A 19,177-nucleotide genomic window follows, 5' to 3' on the forward strand; every position below is an offset into this window, starting at 1 on the left:
TTTTTAAACTCCTGTAATGATTTTTTCAGCGGCAGCCTGATCGAAACCCTTCTGCAACACTTTAAGATAGACGGTCTGCCCGTCGAAACTGAAACCGATGTCTTCCACGCCTTCCAACTGCAACAGGGCGCGTTGCAAACCGTCCCGATTGCCCTGCCACACGCCGCCGACAGGGTAACTGAGGTTTTTGACGGGCTTGGGCGCGGGCGATAAAACGGCAATCACCAGCCACAGCAGCATCAATATGCTGCAAAAGGCAAACACGCCGGCAAAGCCGTATTTTTGAAACAGCAAGCCTCCTGCCGCGCCGCCGGCAAACAGTCCGAGCGACTGCATCGTGTTGTACACGCCCATCGCCGTACCCTTCAGGTCGGACGGCGCGATTTTGGAAACCATAGACGGCAGGCTCGCTTCCAACACATTAAAACCGATAAAGTAAACAACCAGATAAGCGGTAATCAGCCAAATCGAGTGCATTCCGGACAGCAAACCAAGCTGCGCCGCCGCGATGCAGACGATGCCCAAAACAAAAACCTGTTTGAGCTTGTTGCGCGTTTCGCCGACGATAATCAGCGGAACCATCACCACCAAGCCCGTAATGGTCGAGGGCAGATATACTTTCCAATGCTGGATTTTTTCCAAACCGAGCCGGGTCATCGCGAAAGGCAGCGCGGTAAACAATGCCATTTGCGCGGCGTGCAGGGCGAAAATGCCGAAATCGAGCGTCAGCAGCCTACGGTTTTTCAAAACTTCGCCTATGCGCGAAGGCTGCGCCTGCGTGTCCTCATGCAGCTTGGAAACTTCGGGATCAGGAGTCATCCACGCCACTACGCCGATGCTGATGACGGTCAGAATGCCGGTCAGCATAAACAGTCCGCGAACGCCGGCCACATCGGCAATCATCGGCGCAACCACCAGGCTGACCGAAAACGTCAGACCGATACTCAAACCGATCATCGCCATCGCGCGGGTACGCACGCCGTCGCGCGTCAAGTCGGCAAGCAGCGCGGTTACGGCAGCACTGACCGCCCCCGCGCCCTGTATGGCGCGCGCGGCAACCAGCATGGGCAGCGTATCGGCGGCGGCGGCAAGGAAGCTGCCGGCGGCAAACACGACCAGCCCGACATAAATGGTTTTCTTGCGCCCGAACTTGTCGGAAGCGATACCCAAAGGCAGTTGCAGCAATGCCTGCGTCAGCCCGTAAATGCCCATTGCCAGCCCGACCAGCGTTTTATTGTCTTCCGCACCGGGCAGCGAGGCGGCATATATTGCCAAAACGGGCAGCACGAGGAACATACCCAGCATACGCAGCGCGTACACGCCGGAAAGCGTCGTACTGGCGCGCCATTCGTGCGGAAACATTTGGATGCGGTTGTCTCTTGCCATAAATAATTTTTCAGACGGCATCAACAGTTGCAATGCCGTCTGAACTTCCAGTGAACAGATTTTCGGATTATACAGGATTCGCCGTATTTCGGTTGCGGCACGGGTTCAAAATCAACGCCACTGCCAGCGGTTGCGCCACGCGCCCAAAACGGCGTTCGGATATTTATTGCTGCCGAGGCTGCCGTTGAAGCGGGCAAGTGCGCGGACGATGTCGCCCTTTTCAAGGTTTCGGTAATGGCGCAGGATGGTGCAGCCGTAACGCAGGTTGGTACGGATATCGAACAGGTTGTGCGCCGGTTTGCCGATGTAGTTTTTCCAAAACGGCATAACCTGCATCAGACCGCGCGCGCCGACCCCGCTTATCGCATACTGCCGGAACGCGCTTTCCACTTCAATCAGCCCCAACACAATCTGCGTATCCAAACCGGCCCGGCTGCTTTCGTATTGGATATTGACCAGCAGCCTGCGCCGCTCCCCCTCGTCGGGGACGAATCTTGCCAAACGTGCCGACATCGCGGACAACCAACGTTCGCCCTCTTTCGGATTGTCGAACACCAGCCTCGGCGGATTGACGCTGCCGACAGAACTCCTCATCACGGAAGCCACATCGTCGGCAAGCGTTTCTTCACGTTGCGCGCCGGCGTGCGCCAGCGGGCTGATCAACAGCGCGCCGGCGGCACACAGCAGGCGGCGGCGTTGCAGATTGACGGGTAGGGTATCGGTCGGTTTTTTCATAAGGAACGGGGGTGCGTCCGGACGTTTCAGACGGCATTAAATATTCAAACAGACATGATTGCTTCCAACGCGAAAAACCGCGCGCAAAATCCAAGCGCGGCATATCGCCCTGCCCTTTTCGGGCAAACCTTGATTTTACCGCCCTCAAGAATGCTTGTCCAAACAGGCACAGACGACACCGCCCGGGCATTTCCCGTTTTCACCGGTTATCCGCCGTCCGGATTGTGCAGCAGCACCATCAGCGCATTACGCTTTTCGGGCGGCAGCAGGCGGAAATATAGTGGATTAAATTTAAACCGGTACGGCGTTGCCTCGCCTTGCCGTACCGGTTTAAATTTAATCCACTATATCTTGAGACCTTTGCAAAATTCCCTTCCCTCCCGACAGCTGAAACCCTGACACAGATTTTCGGCTGTTTCCGCCACCAATCACTCCTAACTCTACCCAAATACCCCCTTAATCCCCCTTGAATACCCGATAATCAGGCATCCGGGCCGCCTTTTAGGCGGCAGCGGGCGCACTTAGCCTGTTGGCCGCTTTCAACAGGTTCAAACACATCGCCTTCAGGTGGCTTTGCGCACTCACTTTAATCAGTCCGAAATAGGCTGCCCGCGCATAGCGGAACTTACGGTGCAGCGTACCGAAGCTTTGTTCGACCACATAACGGGTCTTCGACAAATATCGGTTGCGTTTGGTTTGCGCCTCCGTCAGCGGGCGGTTGCGGCGGGCTTTGCGCATAATGCCGTCCAGCAGCCGATGCTCTTTCAGTTTTCCGTAGGTCGGATTCTCGAATCCGACATTACTTCAATCGTATTCAATAGAAAAGTCCGCATTGCCGCCACCCCAATTATGCGGATAAATACCCTGTTTGACATAACGGTGAAACGTAGAAAACCGCCAATCGGAAATTTGTCCTACATAGCCATGTTTGACCGGATTGAAATGCAGATAATCAAAATGGCAGGCAAAATCGGCCTTACCGCGAATAGTATGTTCCCAAAAGCGTTTTGCCAAAGCCTGAGATTGCCGCCGATTAAATATTGGCTGTGCCGCTTGATTTGCCGCCAGCGTTCCGAATAAGCAGAATCATTGTCCGGCAGCCGCCATATGGTATGCAGATGATCGGGCATCAACACCCATGCCAAAATTTCAAACGGATTCCGTTCGCGCACCGCCATTACCGCCTGCCGTAAAGCCAAACGCACCGCATCATCGGTCAAAATCTTCTGCCGTTTATTGGTTACAACCGTAAAAAAGTAAGTGCCGCCATTGCGGTAAAAACGACGGTATTTCATAGTATTATGCTCGGAATGATTTTGTAGGCCGGATTCTTGAATTCGACATTTTGGACATTGCTGCAATGGATTGCAATGATGGGAATGTTAAAGGTTTTGTCGGATACAAGTATCCGACCTACGCTTGCTGAACCGTCATTCCCACGGAAGTGGGAATCTAGGACGCGGGGTTTCAGTCATTTCCGATAGATTCCCGCCGCGTCGGGGGTCCGGATTTCCGCCTGCGCGGGAATGACGAATTTCGAGATTGCGGTGTTGTCGGGAATGACGGTTCGGGTATTTTACTGCGCCCGCCCCGCGCCTGTAAACGGCGGGCGATTAAAAATGCCGTCTGAAGGTTCAGACGGCATCGGTATCGGGGAATCAGAAGCGGTAGCGCACGCCCAACGAGGCTTCGTGGGTTTTGAAGCGGGTGTTTTCCAGGCGTCCCCAATAGTGGTAGCGGTAGCCGGCGTCCAAGGTCAGGCCGGGCGCGACGTCTATGCCCACGCCCGCCATCGCGCCGAAGCCCAAGCGGCGGCTGCTGCGGTTTTCGTGATAGGCAGGTTTGGGGGGCATTTCTGATGGAACAGAAGTTTTCGCACTACCGTCGCTTGGGTAAGTGGTAACAGCAATGGTTTCTTGTTGAACCGAACGAACCTGATGTCTGACGTGTCCGTAGGCGACGCGCATGCCGATATAGGGTTTGAAGCGGGAACCGGTATCGAAATCGTAAATGGTTGACAAGCCGAGAGAAGAAACGGCGTGGAACGTACCGTTTTCCTGATGTTCCGTCTTCAAGGTTTGCTCGTTGCGAAGCCTTTCATCACCTCCTATTTTCACCAGTTTTGTGTTGACGGAATATTTATTGTTGTTCCATTTTCTGTAACGGGCGTAATCTGCCGCTATCCTCCAGCCGCCGAAGTCGTAGCCGACCGACACCCTGGGGTGGACGGAATGCGTACGGATGTTTCTGAAATAATCGCTTACCGTGCTTATTGTGCCTTTTTTTGTACCGGTTGGTTCCGGATAATCGTGGGTAATGCGTTCGGCGGCGTAGGCTAAATCCGCCTGCACATACGGGCCGCGGCCATTGCCTTCACTTGCCGCCTGCGCTGCGGAAGGGAAGAGAAGAGAAGAGAAGAGAAGAGAAGAGAAGAGAAGAGAAGAGAAGGTTTTTTGCGGGCTGGATTCATTTTCGGCTCCTTATTCGGTTTGACCGGTTAAAAAAAGATTTTCACTGATGTTGAAAGGCGGATTATATCGGGTTCCGGGCGGTGTTTCAACACAATATGGCGGATGAACAAAAACCGGTACGGGTTGCCCCGCCCCGGCTCAAAGGGAACGGTTCCCTAAGGTGATGAAGCACCGGGCGGATCGGTTCCGTACCATTTGTACTGCCTGCGGCCCGCCGCCTTGTCCTGATTTTTGTTAATCCGCTATAAACAACGCTTCGTCCGAAAAAACGATTGAATTTGCGGGCAGAAGCTGGACGAAAACCGCCGACAGCCTGCCGCAAAAGGCACACGGTTTGCGCTACGGCTTGGGCGTGTCGCGCGAAATCAATGCGGGCGGGCATCATTTCCTCTACGGCGGCATCAGCCGCGGCGTGCATTATTGGGATAACAAAGATTTCAGCGAACAGAGCCTGCGCCTGTCGTTCGGCCATCAAAACCGTTCGGTAACGCGCTCGTTCGGCACCGTGCCGTTTGTCGGGCAAAACCTCTTGGGCGGCAGCCGATACAATTTCGCCGGCGGCTTCAATGCCGATTTCTCCCGACGCTTGGGCGAACGCTGGCGGCTGACGCTGAACGCGGGCAATATGTGGAAGCATTATCAGGAAGACCGCACCGCCGCCCGATACGGCAGCCATATGCCGCTGGCGGGCGCGACGCTGATGTATTCCGCGCCGAAAGACCGGCTGCTTTACGGCGGTGCGGACTGGCCGCACGACATGACGAAAGAGGCGGAACAGGCTTCCGTCCGCAAGGGTTTGCGTGTCGGCGCGGTCAAAACGTTCGACGGCGGCTTGGGGCTGCGGGCAAACCTGCGCTATACCCGCAGGACTTTTGATGCACCCGGGACAATTGTGTACCGCTTCCCGCGCAAAGACCACGAATATCAGGCAAACCTGTCGTTGCGGCACGACAAAATCTCTTGGAAGGGCTTTACGCCGCAACTCAATTTCCGCTATCTGAAAATCGACAGCAATATGAAAAGTTTTTACACACGCAAAAATACGCAGATTTTCATGAGCGTGGAAAAGGATTTCAAATAAGCGCAAAAAATGCCGTCCGAACGTTTTTCAGACGGCATTTTTTGCTGTCGGAAACATACCGTCGGCAACATCCGTGAGCAGAATCAAAAACAGCCGCATCATTTATTGTCAACGCCTGCGCCGTCAGAGTAACATTGCGTTTTTCCCCCACCGGTATCCGCCATGACCACCAATCCCGCAAACGTCCTCGCCTCCGTCGATTTGGGTTCCAACAGTTTCCGCCTCCAGATTTGCGAAAACAACAACGGACAATTAAAAGTCATCGATTCCTTCAAACAGATGGTCCGTTTTGCCGCCGGTCTGGACGAACAGAAAAACCTCAGCACATCCTCGCAGGAACAGGCTTTGGACTGCCTGGCAAAATTCGGCGAACGCCTGCGCGGCTTCCGCCCCGAGCAGGTGCGCGCCGTGGCAACCAATACATTCCGCGTCGCCAAAAACATCGCAGATTTCCTTCCCAAGGCCGAAGCGGCACTGGGTTTCCCCATCGAAATCATCGCCGGGCGCGAAGAGGCGCGGCTGATTTATACCGGCGTGATCCACACCCTCCCCCCCTGCGGGGGCAAAATGCTGGTTATCGACATCGGCGGCAGTTCGACAGAATTTGTCATCGGTTCGACGCTGAATCCCGACATTACCGAAAGCCTGCCCTTGGGCTGCGTAACCTACAGCCTGCGCTTCTTCCAAAACAAAATCACCGCCAAAGACTTCCAAGCCGCCATTTCCGCCGCCCGCAACGAAATCCAGCGCATCAGCAAAAATATGAGGCGCGAAGGTTGGGATTTCGCCGTCGGCACATCGGGTTCGGCAAAATCCATCCGCGACGTGCTTGCCGCCGAAATGCCCCAAGAGGCGGACATTACCTACAAGGGAATGCGCGCCCTCGCCGAACGCATCATCGAAGCCGGTTCGGTCAAAAAAGCCAAATTTGAAAACCTGAAACCGGAACGCATCGAAGTTTTTGCCGGCGGACTTGCCGTGATGATGGCGGCGTTTGAGGAAATGAAACTCGACAGGATGACCGTAACCGAAGCCGCCCTGCGCGACGGCGTGTTTTACGATTTGATCGGGCGCGGCTTAAACGAAGATATGCGCGGACAAACGGTTGCCGAGTTCCAACACCGCTACCACGTCAGCCTCAATCAGGCGAAACGCACCGCCGAGACCGCGCAAACCTTTATGGACAGCCTCTGTCATGCCAAAAACGTTACGGTTCAAGAACTTGCCTTGTGGCAACAGTATCTCGGACGCGCCGCCGCGCTGCATGAAATCGGTTTGGACATCGCCCACACCGGCTATCACAAGCATTCCGCCTACATCCTCGAAAACGCCGATATGCCGGGTTTTTCACGCAAGGAACAGACCATACTTGCCCAACTGGTCATCGGTCATCGCGGCGATATGAAAAAAATGGGCGGCATTATCGGCGGCAACGAAATGTTGTGGTATGCCGTTTTGTCCCTGCGCCTTGCCGCCCTGTTCTGCCGTTCGCGCCAAGATCTGGGTTTCCCGAAAAATATGCAGTTGCGTACGGATACGGAAAGCTGCGGCTTCATCCTGCGTATTGACAGGAAATGGCTGGAACGCCACCCCCTGATTGCCGACGCATTGGAATATGAAAGCGTCCAATGGCAAAAAATCAATATGCCGTTCAAAGTTGAAGCCGTCTGAACCTTGACAAACCAAATGCCGTCTAAATGATGTTCAGACGGCATTTCCCTGTCCGCAATATCCCGATATGCGCGGCACATCCTCCCTGCACGGTCATGCAGGCGTAAAAAACAAGGGGCATACAACTCAAAAACCGCCTGAAAATCTTCAGGCGGTTTCATTTGGGTTGCCGGCAGGCGGCATCTCGTCATTTTTGCCAAGGCAACAAATTATTTGGCGGCGTCTTTCATTTTGTCTGCCGCTTCCTGAGCCGCGTCGGCAGCTTTGTTCAAAGTGTCTTTAGCCGCTTCGCTTACCGCTTCTTTGGTTTCGGCTGCCGCGTCTTTGGCTTCAGTTACAGCTTCCTCGGCACTTGCCTTTGCATCAGCCGCAGCATCTTTGACTTGGCCTTTCGCTTCTTCGACGGCAGAAGCGGCAGACTCGGCGGCAGAAGCCGCAGTGTCTTTAACATCGGACTCAACGGCTTGGGCCGCTTCTTTAACCTCCTGTTTGGCTTCTTGCGAACAAGCTGCCAAGGCAGCCGCCATCATTGCGGCAATCAATAATTTTTTCATGTCTTATCCTTCTTGAGTTGTTGATTAAGGTTTTGCTTAAAAACCGGACCGTGTTCCATCAATCGGCTGATTTTGCCCATCGGCCGGAGAGAAAACGGTTTCCCGTTTAGTTAAAACCCATTATATTAAATATAAAGGGTTTTTTCTCGAACAACAAGGCGGCATCAATGCCATATTGAAACACGTCCGAAAACTATTTTATGAAAACAGTTCGGAAAATTGTAACACACATCCCCTCCTTTTGAGTTTCCCGGCGGCGCGGACTTTTTCCGCAAGGTTTGAAAAATCCAAATATATTCCGTGATGTCCGAATAACTCAATAATGGCGGCGGCGGAAATAAAACGCCCCCTCGCTGTCGATTTCCAGCACATAGCGTCCGTTCTGCACGGCGGCATAGCCGCTTTTGCCTGCCTGATAGGGTTGCAGGGCGGAATGCGAAATCAGGTAATCCGTCAGTTTGCCGCCGTCTTCGGCGATATTGCCCACCAGTTTGGCAAACAAGGTATGGCACACGCCGTTTTCCGCCCAGCCCGAAGGCGCGTCCTTTCCGTCGGTTTCCATACATTTGCCGACGACGGCTTCCAAGTCGTTGGGATGCTTTCCGGTCAGCCGGACGGCGTTTTGTTCCGGCAAGCCTTTAATCGGATAACTGATTTGTTTTTTGCCGTCGTTGGTTTTGCCTTCGCTACTTTGTCCCAAAGCCAAACCGGCAATCGCCGTATTGTCGATGTATTTGACTTTGAAAACCGGTTTCGGCGCGCTTTGTGCCGCATTTTGCGGCTGTTCCGCCGTATTTTCGGATTTGCCGCAGGCGGCAAGCAGCAGGCAGCCGCCCAACACGGCAAAAGGTATTTTCAGCATTCCGCACTCCTGATGGTTTCAAAATGCCGTCTGAAATGCCGTCTGAAACGTGGCAGGCGGAGGTTCGGACGGCATTGGGTTTATTTCAACGGGCGGATGCCGACCGCATCGCGTACTTTATCCAACAATTCGCGCGCTTCTTTGCGCGCTTTTTGCGCGCCTGCCTGCAAAATCTCTTCGATTTGCGAAGGATTAGAGGTCAATGCGTTGTAGCGTTCGCGCAGTTCTGCCAGTTCGGCGTTGATTTTCGCCGCCGAAAGTTTTTTCGCCTCGCCCCAAGCCAAGCCGTCGGCAAGCATTTGCGTAAATTCCGCCGTTTCAGACGGCGTGGAGAAGGCTTTATAGATTTCAAACAAAGGGCTTTCGTCGGGCTGTTTCGGCTCGCCCGGCTCTTTCATGTTGGTAATGATTTTGTTGACCGATTTTTGGGTTTTTTTGTCGTTTTCCCAAAGCGGAATGGTATTGCCGTAGGATTTGGACATTTTGCGTCCGTCCAAACCGACCAAGAGTTCGACGTTTTCGTCGATTTTCACTTCGGGCAGGGTGAAGAGTTCTTGGAAACGGTGGTTGAAGCGGCCGGCAATGTCGCGCGCCATTTCGACGTGTTGGATTTGGTCGCGCCCGACGGGGACTTCGTTGGCGTTGAACATCAAAATGTCGGCAGTCATCAGAATCGGATAACTGAACAAACCCATTTCCACACCGAAATCGGGGTCTTCCTGCCCGTTTTCCGCATTGGCTTGAACGGCGGCTTTGTAGGCGTGGGCGCGGTTCATCAAACCCTTGGCGGTGATGCAGGTCAGAATCCAGTTCAACTCCATCACTTCGGGAATGTCGCTTTGGCGGTAGAAGGTGGTGCGCTCGGGGTCGAGTCCGCAGGCAAGCCAAGTGGCGGCAACGGCTTGGGTGGATTGGTGAATCATCTCCTGCTCGTGGCATTTGATGATGCCGTGGTAATCGGCGAGGAAGAGGAAGGATTCGGTATCGGGGTTTTGCGCCGCGCGGACGGCGGGGCGGATGGCGCCGACGTAGTTGCCCAGATGCGGGGTGCCGGTGGTGGTTACGCCGGTCAGAACTCGTTTTTTGCTCATAAAAATGTCCTTACGGCAGCAATGCCGTCTGAAAGGGAAAAGATGCGCCGATTATACCCGATTTGCCACATACATCCAGCCGACAACAGACTTTTCCATATTAAGAAGATATAGTTATACATATTATCATACATTTCTATATACTTTAAATTCAACAATATATCGAATTAAATATAGAAAAACAGAAAACAACACTTGAGTTATCCACAGTCATGCACATATAGGCTTCGACAGCGGACATTTTGAAAAGGAAACGAAAATGCGATACGACAAATTAACCGCCAAATTCCAACAAGCCCTTGCAGAAGCTCAGAGTTTGGCGTTGGCTGCGGACAGCAGCTATCTGGAAGCAGGTTTCGTACTGAAAGCCCTGCTTGACGACCAAAACAGCGGAGCTGCCGCGCTCTTGGCTCATGCGGGCGTGAACGTGCCGCAGGTTAAACAGCGTTTGCAGCAGCATTTGAATAGCCTGCCGAAAGTGTCCGGACAAGGTGGTGAGATTCTGCCCAGCCGCGAATTGCAGGCGGTGTTGAACCTGATGGACAAAGCGGCAACCAAACGCGGCGATGCCTATATCGCCAGCGAACTTTTCCTGCTCGCCTTGGTGCAGCAGAACGATGCGGCCGGCAAAATCTTGAAAGAAGCCGGTGCGACCGAACAAAACATCAATGCCGCGATCGATGCGGTACGAGGCGGACAAAACGTGAACGATGCGAATGCCGAAGACCAACGCGATGCTTTGAAAAAATACACGCTCGATCTGACCCAACGCGCCCGAGACGGTAAGCTCGACCCCGTTATCGGTCGTGATGATGAAATCCGCCGCGCGATTCAGGTGCTGCAACGCCGCACCAAAAACAACCCCGTGCTGATTGGCGAACCCGGTGTGGGTAAAACCGCCATCGTCGAAGGTTTGGCGCAACGCATCGTCAACGGCGAAGTACCTGAATCCCTGCGTAACAAACGCCTGCTGGTTTTGGATTTGGCGGCTTTGATTGCCGGTGCGAAATACCGTGGCGAATTTGAAGAACGCTTGAAAGGCGTATTGAACGATTTGGCGAAAGACGACGGCAACACCCTGATTTTCATCGATGAAATCCATACTTTGGTCGGCGCGGGCAAAACCGACGGCGCGATGGACGCGGGCAATATGTTGAAACCGGCCTTGGCGCGGGGCGAACTGCACTGTATCGGTGCGACTACTTTGGACGAATACCGCCAATACATCGAAAAAGACGCGGCACTCGAACGCCGTTTCCAAAAAGTATTGGTCGGCGAACCCAGCGTGGAAGACACCATCGCTATCCTGCGCGGTTTGCAGGAACGCTATGAAATCCACCACGGCATCGATATTACCGACCCCGCCATTGTTGCCGCAGCGGAGTTGAGCGACCGCTACATTACCGACCGCTTTTTGCCCGACAAGGCGATTGATTTGATTGACGAAGCTGCCAGCCGTGTCAAGATGGAAAAAGAAACCAAACCGGAAGCTATGGACAAAATCGACCGCCGTTTGATTCAGCTTCGGATGGAAAAGGCGCACGTTGAAAAAGAAAAAGACGATGCCAGCAAAAAACGTTTGGAACTGATAGACGAGGAAATCGACGGCTTGCAAAAAGAATACGCCGATTTGGACGAAATCTGGAAAGCCGAAAAAGCGATTTCAGACGGTGCTGCCAATATTAAGAAACAAATTGACGAAGTCAAAATTAAAATCGAACAGGCAAAACGGCAAGGCGATTTGGCACTGGCTTCAAAATTGATGTATGAAGATTTGGAGCATTTGGAAAAACAGCGTGCAGCCGCCGAACGGGCAGATACGGACAGCACAAAACCGGCAAACAAACTCTTGCGTAATAATGTCGGCGCGGATGAAGTGGCCGAAATCGTTTCCCGTATGACCGGCATTCCCGTATCCAAAATGATGGAAGGCGAACGCGATAAATTGTTGAAAATGGAAGAAGTGTTGCACCGCCGCGTAGTCGGTCAAAACGAAGCCGTGCGCGCCGTGTCCGATGCCATCCGCCGCAGCCGCTCCGGCCTTGCCGATCCGAACAAACCTTACGGCAGCTTCCTGTTCTTAGGCCCGACCGGTGTGGGTAAGACCGAGTTGTGCAAAGCTTTGGCAGGCTTCCTGTTCGACAGCGAAGACCACCTCATCCGCATCGACATGTCCGAATACATGGAAAAACACGCCGTTGCCCGCTTAATCGGCGCGCCTCCGGGTTATGTCGGATACGAAGAGGGCGGCTACCTGACCGAACAAGTCCGCCGCAAACCGTACAGCGTGATTCTTTTGGACGAAGTGGAAAAAGCCCATCCCGACGTATTCAACATCCTGCTGCAAGTATTGGATGACGGTCGTTTGACCGACGGACAAGGCAGGACGGTAGATTTTAAAAATACCGTGATTGTGATGACTTCCAACATCGGCAGCCAGCACATCCAACAAATGGGCACGCAGGACTACGAAGCGGTGAAAGAAGTTGTGATGGAGGATGTGAAAGAACATTTCCGTCCGGAAATGATCAACCGCATCGACGAAGTGGTCGTGTTCCATGGCTTGGATCAGGCCAATATCCGCAGTATTGCGAAAATCCAGCTCAAAGGTTTGGAAAAACGTTTGGAAAAACAAAACCTGCGCCTGACTGTTTCCGATGCCGCTCTGGACATCATCGCCAAAGCCGGTTTCGACCCGATTTACGGCGCACGTCCGCTCAAACGCGCGATCCAATCGGAAATCGAAAACCCGCTGGCCAAAGCCCTGCTTGCCGGAAACTATGCGCCCGAAAGCGAAATCAAGGTAGAAGCCGACGGCGACAGACTGAAATTTGCCTGATTTGTTCCTGCTGTTGAAAATGCCGTCTGAAACGGGAATCTCCGTTCCAGACGGCATTTTTTATCAGAATCCTACTGATGGTAGGTTTGCAGGAATCTTGCCAACCTGCCCATCGCCTCTTCAATCTGATGGACGTAAGGCAGCGTAACAATGCGGAAATGGTCGGGTTTGATCCAATTAAACCCCGTTCCCTGTACCAGCAGGACTTTTTCGCGCACCAGCAAATCGTAAACGAATTTCATATCATCGCGGATGCGGTACATTTCGGTATCGATTTTCGGGAACATATACATCGCGCCCATCGGTTTGACGCAGGACACGCCGGGAATCTGGTTGACCAGTTCCCACGCTCTGTTGCGCTGTTCCAAAAGCCGTCCGCCGGGCAAGATGAATTCGTTAATGCTCTGATAACCGCCCAATGCCGTCTGAATCGCGTGCTGCATCGGCGTATTGGCACACAAGCGCATGGACGAGAGCATATCCAAACCCTCGATATAACCTTTTGCGTGATGTTTCGGCCCGTTTAGCACCATCCAGCCTTGGCGGAACCCGGCTACACGGTAGGCTTTGGACAAACCGTTGAACGTTACCGTCAAAAGGTCGGGGGCGAGCGCGGCGATGTGGCAGTGAACCGCGCCATCATAAAGGATTTTGTCGTAAATCTCGTCGGCGAAAATAATCAAACCATGCTTGCGCGCCAGTTCGGCAATTTCCAGCAGGATTTCCTTGCTGTACACCGCTCCTGTCGGGTTATTGGGGTTGATGACGACGATGGCTTTGGTTTTGGACGTGATTTTGGCTTCCATATCGGCAAGGTTGGGAAACCAGCCGTTTTCTTCGTCGCACAGATAATGGCGTACCGTACCGCCCGCAAGCGTTGCCGCCGCCGTCCACAAAGGGTAGTCGGGCGCGGGAATCAGGATTTCGTCGCCGTCGTTGAGCAACGCCTGCATAGACATCGCAATCAGCTCGGACACGCCGTTGCCGATATAGACATCGTTTACCGTAATATCGCGCAAACCTTTGTTCTGATAGTAGTGAACAATGGCTTTGCGTGCGGAATACAACCCCTTCGAATCGCAATAGCCTTGCGAAGTCGGCAGGTTGCGGATGACATCGACTAAGATTTCATCAGGTGCTTCAAAGCCGAACGGCGCAGGGTTGCCGATATTGAGCTTGAGGATTTTGTTGCCCTCCTCTTCCAACTGAAGGGCTTTTTTGTGAACCGGCCCGCGTATGTCGTAGCAGACGTGGTCGAGCTTTGCAGACTTGGGAAATTTATCCATAATGTGTTCCGTAAATTTTGGGCAATGGGTGGGAATGTACTCTTTTTCACGCGAAATTTAAAGCATCAGGGCGGGGTTTTCAGGCTTTTTACCTGCCCTCTTTGCGCCGTTCGCTGACGCTTTTGCCGCCTATATCCCAGTTATCGGTATCCACTTCGTCAATCACGACAACCGTTGTTTCGGGATTTTTACCCAGCACGCGTGCCAGCAATTCGATTACGCCGCCGATCAGTTCCGCTTTTTGCGCGGCAGTCGGTGCTTCCTTGCCGCCGGTTACTTTAATATTGACATAAGGCATGATATTTCTCCGTTTTGAAATATTGCTATCTTATCAAACAAGTTGCCTCCGCCCAAACGTCCGCTTCATTTTCTGAAAAATTCAAATCGATACAAAAAGACAGTTTTCAGGCGGCAAATCCGTCTTCACACGATACATATTTTGTTATAGCATAACAAAATTTTTAACCCGCACGATATAAAGGCTGCACCATGAAGAAAACATTGACACTGCTCGCCGTTTCCGCACTATTTGCCACATCCGCACACGCCCACCGCGTCTGGGTCGAAACCGCCCACACGCACGGCGGCGAATACCTTAAAGCCGACTTGGGCTACGGCGAATTCCCCGAACTCGAACCCATCGCCAAAGACCGCCTGCACATCTTCAGCAAACCGATGCAGCTGGTTACCGAAAAAGGTAAGGAAAACATGATTCAACGCGGCACATACAACTACCAATACCGCAGCAACCGTCCCGTCAAAGACGGCAGCTACCTCGTTACCGCCGAATATCAGCCTACTTTCCGGTCAAAAAACAAAGCAGGCTGGAAACAGGCTGGCATCAAAGAAATGCCTGACGCAAGCTATTGCGAACAAACCCGTATGTTCGGTAAAAACATTGTCAACGTGGGACACGAAAGCGCGGACACCGCCATCATCACCAAACCGGTCGGACAAAACTTGGAAATCGTCCCGCTGGACAATCCCGCCAACATTCACGTAGGCGAACGCTTCAAAGTCCGCGTTCTGTTCCGTGGCGAACCGCTGCCCAATGCCACCGTTACCGCTACATTTGACGGCTTCGACACCAGCGACCGCAGCAAAACGCACAAAACCGAAGCCCAAGCCTTCTCCGACACCACCGACGGCAAAGGCGAAGTGGACATCATCCCCTTGCGCCAAGGCTTTTGGAAAGCGAGTGTCGAATACAAAGCCGATTTCCCCGATCAAAGCCTGTGCCAAAAACAGGCGAACTACACAACTTTAACCTTCCAAATCGGCCATTCTCACCATTAATTCCGTCCAAACAAAAATGCCGTCTGAAATGGTTTCAGACGGCATCCTTTGTTCAAACATCAATACCAGCCGCGCAGCTTCATCGCTTTTTCAACACGGCGGATACTCATCATATAAGACGCGGTACGCAAATCGACATCATACTCTTGCGCCAAGTTCCAAATATCGCGGAACGCGCGGCGCAGGACGACGATTTCTTTTTCCTGAACTTCGTCAAACTCCCAATAATAGCCTTGCAGGTTTTGCACCCACTCGAAATAGGAAACGACCACGCCGCCGCAGTTTGCCAAAATATCGGGCACGACCAATACGCCGTTTTGACGCAGGATAACGTCGGCTTCGGGCGTAGTCGGGCCGTTTGCGCCTTCAACCACGATTTTCGCGCGGACTTTACCGGCGTTTTCGGAAGTCAGCTGGTTTTCCAATGCGCAAGGGGCGAGTACGTCCATATCCAAAGCCAAAAGTTCGGCGTTGGTAATTTCTTTGCCGTAACCGGCTTTGTTGGTGATGAAGCCTTTTTCTTGGAACTCTTTAAACAGCGCTTCCATATCCAAGCCGTTTTCATTGTAGATAGCAACGTCAACAGTAGATACGGTAACGACTTTCGCGCCGGATTGATGCGCGTAATAGCCGGTGTGGTAGCCCACATTGCCGAAACCTTGAATGGCGTAGGTTGCGCCTTTCACATCTTTGCCCAGTTTTTCCAAAGCTTGGACGGCGGCGAGGTTCACGCCGTAACCGGTAGCCTCGGTACGCGCCAAAGAGCCGCCGAACTCAACCGGTTTGCCGGTAAATACGCCCGGCGCGGAATGTTTCACCACGTTTTCATAGGCATCCACCATCCACGACATAATTTTGCCGTTGGTGTTCACATCGGGGGCGGGAATATCGATTTTTTTCGCCGATCAGCGGGGCAATCGCTTCGGCATAAGCTCGGGCGATGCGTTCCAGTTCCGCCTCGGAATAATCGCGCGGATCCAAGGTAACGCCGCCTTTGCCGCCGCCGTAAGGAATGCCTGCAACGCAGCATTTGATGGTCATCCAAATCGACAGTGCCTTGACTTCGTCCAGATTCACACCGGGATGGGAACGCACGCGAACGGTAACCGGTAAAGGTTTTGACCGTGCCGTCGTCGAGTTTGACTTCCAACACGCGGGTCGGACTCTTCAGGATTTCATAAACGGCCGGATCGGTTTTCAGCCGGTCGCAGGCGGTTTTGACCTGTTTTCGCGCGATTTCAAACGGATTGAGGGTTTCTTTTGCAACGGCATCAGACATTTTGCTTCCTTTTCGCAAAAAGATTTTCAGGGGCGTGCATTTCGCTCATTACTATAACCAATTTCCCGACAAAACGTAATAGCATGTAGTCGACATAAGCCCGATTTTATTAATCTATATATGATTTTATTTTTCAAGCCGCACAGCATCCGTCTGAAAAAAGCAGCGCGCATCCGAAAAGCAAATGTCCAATTAAATAAAGATATAGTCATCATTTTATTTTTTAAAAATTTAATTGGAACATCGCCGGGATTTCAAACCCTTGCCAGACCCCGCCATAAAATCCGAAAACACCGCCCGAAAAACCTGTTGCGATTGTTAATAATCTATACATTAGAAGCCCTGTGCAAACGATGTTAAAATAAACCCTTTCAACCCGACAGGAAACCGGATTATGAATGCAGCCATCGAACACGTCCAAGCCGTCGCCTTCGATTTGGACGGCACACTGTGCGATTCCGTCCCCGACCTTGCCGCCGCCGCAGAAGCGATGTTGGAACAACTCGGTATGAAACCGCTGCCCGCCAAAGTGGTCGAAAGCTACGTCGGCGACGGCATCGGCAAACTGGTTCACCGCGTCCTCACCAACGACCGCGACCGCGAAGCCGATTCCGAACTGTGGGAAAAAGGTTTCGTGTCCTATATGAAATACTACCGCGACCATTTGAGCGTCTTCACCCGCCCCTATCCCGAAACCGAAGCCGGGCTGGCATTGCTCAAATCCTTGGGCATTCCGCTGGTAATCATTACCAACAAAAACGAAATCCTTGCCGCCGAGCTTCTAAAACAACTGGGACTCGCCGACTACTTCAGCCTGATACTCGGCGGAGACAGCCTGCCCGAAAAAAAACCCAGCCCGCTGCCGCTGCGGCACGCCGCCGAAGTTTTGGGTATCGATGCCGCCAATATGCTTATGGTCGGCGACTCGCGCAACGACATCATCGCCGCCAAAGCCGCCGGCTGCCTGAGTGTCGGCGTTACCTTCGGTTACGGCGATATGACGCTGCTCTCGCAAGACGATACGACCCGCCCCGACCGGATTATCGGCGCGCTGCCCGAAATTTACGAAAACCTGCGACCGCAGAAAAACAAAGACGAAGAATAAAACAATCTGTTCAGACGGCATCGGAATCCGTTTCCCATACCGTCTGAATCTTTCCGTGCCGAAACCGCCGCCATGAAACCGCAAAAATCCCTACGCGCCCGCGCGATGGACATCCTCTCGCGCCAAGAAGTCAGCCGCATCGGTCTGAAACGCAAACTTGCACCGCACGCCGAAAGCGAAGAGGAGTTGGAAAACGTGTTAAACGAATTTGCCGAACGCAACTGGCAGTCGGATTTGCGCTACGCCGAAGCCTATATCCGCAGCAAAAGCCGCAAACACGGTTCATTGAGGCTGAAACAGGCTTTGGCGCAACAGGGCATAGATGAAAAAACCAGCCGCAACCTGCTTCCCGACCGCTCAAGCGAAAAGCAAGCCGCCATAGCCGTGTTGCGTAAAAAATTCAAACACCCCGCCGCCAACCTCAAAGAAAAACAAAAACAGGCGCGTTTCCTCGCCTATCGCGGTTTTGATGCCGATACCGTTCAGACGGCATTGAAACACGCTTGGGACGAAAATTGGGAAGACAGCTGCTGACCTTCCTTCTTAAATCTTTTTGCACGGCAGCGTAACCTTACGCCCGTTTCCAACTTTTCCGATTGAGAACAAAATGTCCGAACAACCCGAAAAACACCACGCCTCCCCCATCGAAGACGAACGCAAAAAACCGGTTTACCGTATGGGACGGGCGGTTGCCGGATTCATGCTCGCCGTTTGGGCGGGCGTGCTGGCACTCGTGTTTTTCTTGGTTTTCCGTTTTTGGCTTTCCTGAACAAAATGCCGTCTGAAGGCTTCAGACGGCATCGGCGGCCCATTTCGGCAGACTATCCCTCCATAGCTTTTTTTAGCTTGAATTCCACTTCCCCATTCCCTAAAATTTTCCCGCACCCATTTCAAAACACCCTTTCTTAAAACAGGTACACCATGACACAACAACGCCAACTGCCTTCCCACGAACTCATTATGTCCGAACTGATGATGCCGGACACCGCCAATTTCAGCGGCAACGTACACGGCGGCGAACTCCTGCTCCTGCTCGACCAGGTTGCCTATTCCTGCGCCAGCCGTTACAGCGGCAATTATTGCGTTACCCTTTCGGTTGACAAAGTCCTGTTTAAAGAACCCATCCACATCGGCGATTTGGTTACCTTTTACGCCGCTGTCAACTACACGGGACGCACCTCGATGGAAATCGGCATCCGTGTCGAAGCACAAAACATCCGCACCGGCGAAATCCGCCATACCAACAGCTGCTACTTCACGATGGTTGCGGTCAAAGACGGCAAACCCGTCCCCGTCCCTCCGCTGGAAATCCTGACCGACCGCCAACGCTGCCGCTACGAAAAAGCCAAAAAACGCAGAGAAATCAGCCTCCAAGCCTCCGGAGACGTGTCCTGCGGCTGCTGACGGCGGCCTATGCCGTCTGAAAGACAGGACAAGCATTGTTCCGACATTCGGTGTAATGGTTTGATTTATTGAAGTAAAATCGGCTGATTCTGGCTCATCCGTTTTTCAACGCCATTT

15 protein-coding genes and 4 pseudogenes are annotated in these 19,177 nt (G+C 52.9%); 8 read left to right on the plus strand and 11 right to left on the minus strand.

Annotation, left to right across the window (positions count from 1 at the left end):
* Nucleotides 1-3: 3 nt before the first annotated feature.
* From HT085_RS05565 to HT085_RS05585, 5 genes and pseudogenes are all read right to left on the minus strand, one after another.
* A complete protein-coding gene (locus HT085_RS05565) occupies nucleotides 4-1,386 on the minus strand; it encodes an MFS transporter (protein WP_003688217.1) in 1,383 nt (460 codons plus the stop codon).
* A gap of 111 nt (nucleotides 1,387-1,497) precedes the next feature.
* A complete protein-coding gene (locus HT085_RS05570) occupies nucleotides 1,498-2,121 on the minus strand; it encodes a lytic transglycosylase domain-containing protein (protein ID WP_003688215.1) in 624 nt (207 codons plus the stop codon).
* 501 nt (nucleotides 2,122-2,622) lie between these two features.
* Nucleotides 2,623-2,889 (minus strand): annotated as a pseudogene (locus tag HT085_RS05575) (transposase); the annotation flags it as partial.
* A gap of 36 nt (nucleotides 2,890-2,925) precedes the next feature.
* Nucleotides 2,926-3,416 (minus strand): annotated as a pseudogene (locus HT085_RS05580) (REP-associated tyrosine transposase).
* Nucleotides 3,417-3,779: 363 nt separating this feature from the next.
* The gene (locus tag HT085_RS05585; protein ID WP_244948133.1) at nucleotides 3,780-4,472 is read right to left on the minus strand and encodes an opacity family porin; all 693 of its coding nucleotides are present in this window, start codon (nucleotides 4,470-4,472) and stop codon (nucleotides 3,780-3,782) included.
* A gap of 364 nt (nucleotides 4,473-4,836) precedes the next feature.
* On the opposite strand from HT085_RS05585, the pseudogene HT085_RS05590 reads away from it, so the two are divergent.
* Together HT085_RS05590 and HT085_RS05595 are read left to right on the plus strand one after the other, a co-directional pair.
* A pseudogene (locus HT085_RS05590) lies at nucleotides 4,837-5,673 on the plus strand (surface lipoprotein assembly modifier); the annotation flags it as partial.
* A gap of 162 nt (nucleotides 5,674-5,835) precedes the next feature.
* Nucleotides 5,836-7,344 (plus strand): Ppx/GppA phosphatase family protein, encoded by a 1,509-nt coding sequence (locus HT085_RS05595; protein WP_003690989.1) that lies wholly within the window; start codon nucleotides 5,836-5,838, stop codon nucleotides 7,342-7,344.
* A 209-nt stretch (nucleotides 7,345-7,553) separates the two neighbouring features.
* Here HT085_RS05595 and HT085_RS05600 read toward each other — a convergent pair whose 3' ends face one another.
* From HT085_RS05600 to trpS, 3 genes are all read right to left on the minus strand, one after another.
* Nucleotides 7,554-7,898, minus strand: coding sequence for an Ag473 family lipoprotein (locus HT085_RS05600; RefSeq protein ID WP_010358382.1), 345 nt, complete (start codon nucleotides 7,896-7,898; stop codon nucleotides 7,554-7,556).
* Nucleotides 7,899-8,214: 316 nt separating this feature from the next.
* Nucleotides 8,215-8,760 carry a hypothetical protein gene (locus tag HT085_RS05605; RefSeq protein ID WP_003690987.1) on the minus strand — a complete coding sequence of 182 codons (546 nt, stop codon included), beginning with the start codon at nucleotides 8,758-8,760 and terminating at the stop codon, nucleotides 8,215-8,217.
* A gap of 80 nt (nucleotides 8,761-8,840) precedes the next feature.
* Nucleotides 8,841-9,851, minus strand: coding sequence for a tryptophan--tRNA ligase (gene trpS, locus HT085_RS05610; RefSeq protein ID WP_003690986.1), 1,011 nt, complete (start codon nucleotides 9,849-9,851; stop codon nucleotides 8,841-8,843).
* 259 nt (nucleotides 9,852-10,110) lie between these two features.
* On the opposite strand from trpS, the gene clpB reads away from it, so the two are divergent.
* On the plus strand, nucleotides 10,111-12,690 hold the full coding sequence (gene clpB / locus HT085_RS05615) for an ATP-dependent chaperone ClpB (protein ID WP_003690985.1): 2,580 nt from the start codon (nucleotides 10,111-10,113) through the stop codon (nucleotides 12,688-12,690).
* Between the two features lie 71 nt (nucleotides 12,691-12,761).
* On the opposite strand, the gene HT085_RS05620 is transcribed toward clpB, so the two are convergent.
* Together HT085_RS05620 and HT085_RS05625 are read right to left on the minus strand one after the other, a co-directional pair.
* Nucleotides 12,762-13,976, minus strand: coding sequence for a pyridoxal phosphate-dependent aminotransferase (locus HT085_RS05620; RefSeq protein ID WP_003690983.1), 1,215 nt, complete (start codon nucleotides 13,974-13,976; stop codon nucleotides 12,762-12,764).
* 88 nt (nucleotides 13,977-14,064) lie between these two features.
* Complete coding sequence (locus HT085_RS05625; protein ID WP_003688192.1) at nucleotides 14,065-14,274, minus strand: tautomerase family protein; 210 nt, start codon at nucleotides 14,272-14,274, stop codon at nucleotides 14,065-14,067.
* A gap of 191 nt (nucleotides 14,275-14,465) precedes the next feature.
* Between HT085_RS05625 and HT085_RS05630 the strand changes: the two genes are divergently transcribed.
* Entirely contained in the window at nucleotides 14,466-15,272 is an 807-nt protein-coding gene (locus tag HT085_RS05630; protein ID WP_003690982.1) for a DUF4198 domain-containing protein, read from the plus strand.
* A 59-nt stretch (nucleotides 15,273-15,331) separates the two neighbouring features.
* Here the strand turns inward: HT085_RS05630 and HT085_RS12175 are convergent.
* A pseudogene (locus HT085_RS12175) lies at nucleotides 15,332-16,551 on the minus strand (Glu/Leu/Phe/Val family dehydrogenase).
* Nucleotides 16,552-16,945: 394 nt separating this feature from the next.
* On the opposite strand from HT085_RS12175, the gene HT085_RS05640 reads away from it, so the two are divergent.
* From HT085_RS05640 to HT085_RS05655, 4 genes are all read left to right on the plus strand, one after another.
* Nucleotides 16,946-17,656: a phosphoglycolate phosphatase gene (locus HT085_RS05640; protein WP_003690977.1), complete on the plus strand. Its 711-nt coding sequence runs from the start codon at nucleotides 16,946-16,948 to the stop codon at nucleotides 17,654-17,656.
* Between the two features lie 72 nt (nucleotides 17,657-17,728).
* Nucleotides 17,729-18,190, plus strand: coding sequence for a recombination regulator RecX (gene recX / locus HT085_RS05645; RefSeq protein WP_003688187.1), 462 nt, complete (start codon nucleotides 17,729-17,731; stop codon nucleotides 18,188-18,190).
* A 73-nt stretch (nucleotides 18,191-18,263) separates the two neighbouring features.
* The gene (locus HT085_RS05650) at nucleotides 18,264-18,425 is read left to right on the plus strand and encodes a hypothetical protein (RefSeq protein WP_025455785.1); all 162 of its coding nucleotides are present in this window, start codon (nucleotides 18,264-18,266) and stop codon (nucleotides 18,423-18,425) included.
* Between the two features lie 152 nt (nucleotides 18,426-18,577).
* Nucleotides 18,578-19,060, plus strand: a complete 483-nt coding sequence (locus HT085_RS05655) for an acyl-CoA thioesterase (protein ID WP_003688183.1) — start codon at nucleotides 18,578-18,580, stop codon at nucleotides 19,058-19,060.
* Nucleotides 19,061-19,177: the final 117 nt, after the last annotated feature.

The organism is Neisseria gonorrhoeae, from assembly GCF_013030075.1.
In the GTDB taxonomy this organism is placed as follows: domain Bacteria; phylum Pseudomonadota; class Gammaproteobacteria; order Burkholderiales; family Neisseriaceae; genus Neisseria; species Neisseria gonorrhoeae.

Excerpts from the sequence above, each read along its gene's own strand:
- HT085_RS05565 (WP_003688217.1), bottom strand. The coding sequence starts at position 1,386 with ATGGCAAGAGACAACCGCATCCAAATGTTTCCGCACGAATGGCGCGCC.
- HT085_RS05620 (WP_003690983.1), bottom strand. The coding sequence starts at position 13,976 with ATGGATAAATTTCCCAAGTCTGCAAAGCTCGACCACGTCTGCTACGAC.
- clpB (WP_003690985.1), top strand. The coding sequence starts at position 10,111 with ATGCGATACGACAAATTAACCGCCAAATTCCAACAAGCCCTTGCAGAA.
- HT085_RS05595 (WP_003690989.1), top strand. The coding sequence starts at position 5,836 with ATGACCACCAATCCCGCAAACGTCCTCGCCTCCGTCGATTTGGGTTCC.
- HT085_RS05630 (WP_003690982.1), top strand. The coding sequence starts at position 14,466 with ATGAAGAAAACATTGACACTGCTCGCCGTTTCCGCACTATTTGCCACA.
- recX (WP_003688187.1), top strand. The coding sequence starts at position 17,729 with ATGAAACCGCAAAAATCCCTACGCGCCCGCGCGATGGACATCCTCTCG.
- HT085_RS05600 (WP_010358382.1), bottom strand. The coding sequence starts at position 7,898 with ATGAAAAAATTATTGATTGCCGCAATGATGGCGGCTGCCTTGGCAGCT.
- HT085_RS05640 (WP_003690977.1), top strand. The coding sequence starts at position 16,946 with ATGAATGCAGCCATCGAACACGTCCAAGCCGTCGCCTTCGATTTGGAC.
- HT085_RS05605 (WP_003690987.1), bottom strand. The coding sequence starts at position 8,760 with ATGCTGAAAATACCTTTTGCCGTGTTGGGCGGCTGCCTGCTGCTTGCC.
- HT085_RS05650 (WP_025455785.1), top strand. The coding sequence starts at position 18,264 with ATGTCCGAACAACCCGAAAAACACCACGCCTCCCCCATCGAAGACGAA.
- HT085_RS05570 (WP_003688215.1), bottom strand. The coding sequence starts at position 2,121 with ATGAAAAAACCGACCGATACCCTACCCGTCAATCTGCAACGCCGCCGC.
- HT085_RS05625 (WP_003688192.1), bottom strand. The coding sequence starts at position 14,274 with ATGCCTTATGTCAATATTAAAGTAACCGGCGGCAAGGAAGCACCGACT.
- trpS (WP_003690986.1), bottom strand. The coding sequence starts at position 9,851 with ATGAGCAAAAAACGAGTTCTGACCGGCGTAACCACCACCGGCACCCCG.
- HT085_RS05655 (WP_003688183.1), top strand. The coding sequence starts at position 18,578 with ATGACACAACAACGCCAACTGCCTTCCCACGAACTCATTATGTCCGAA.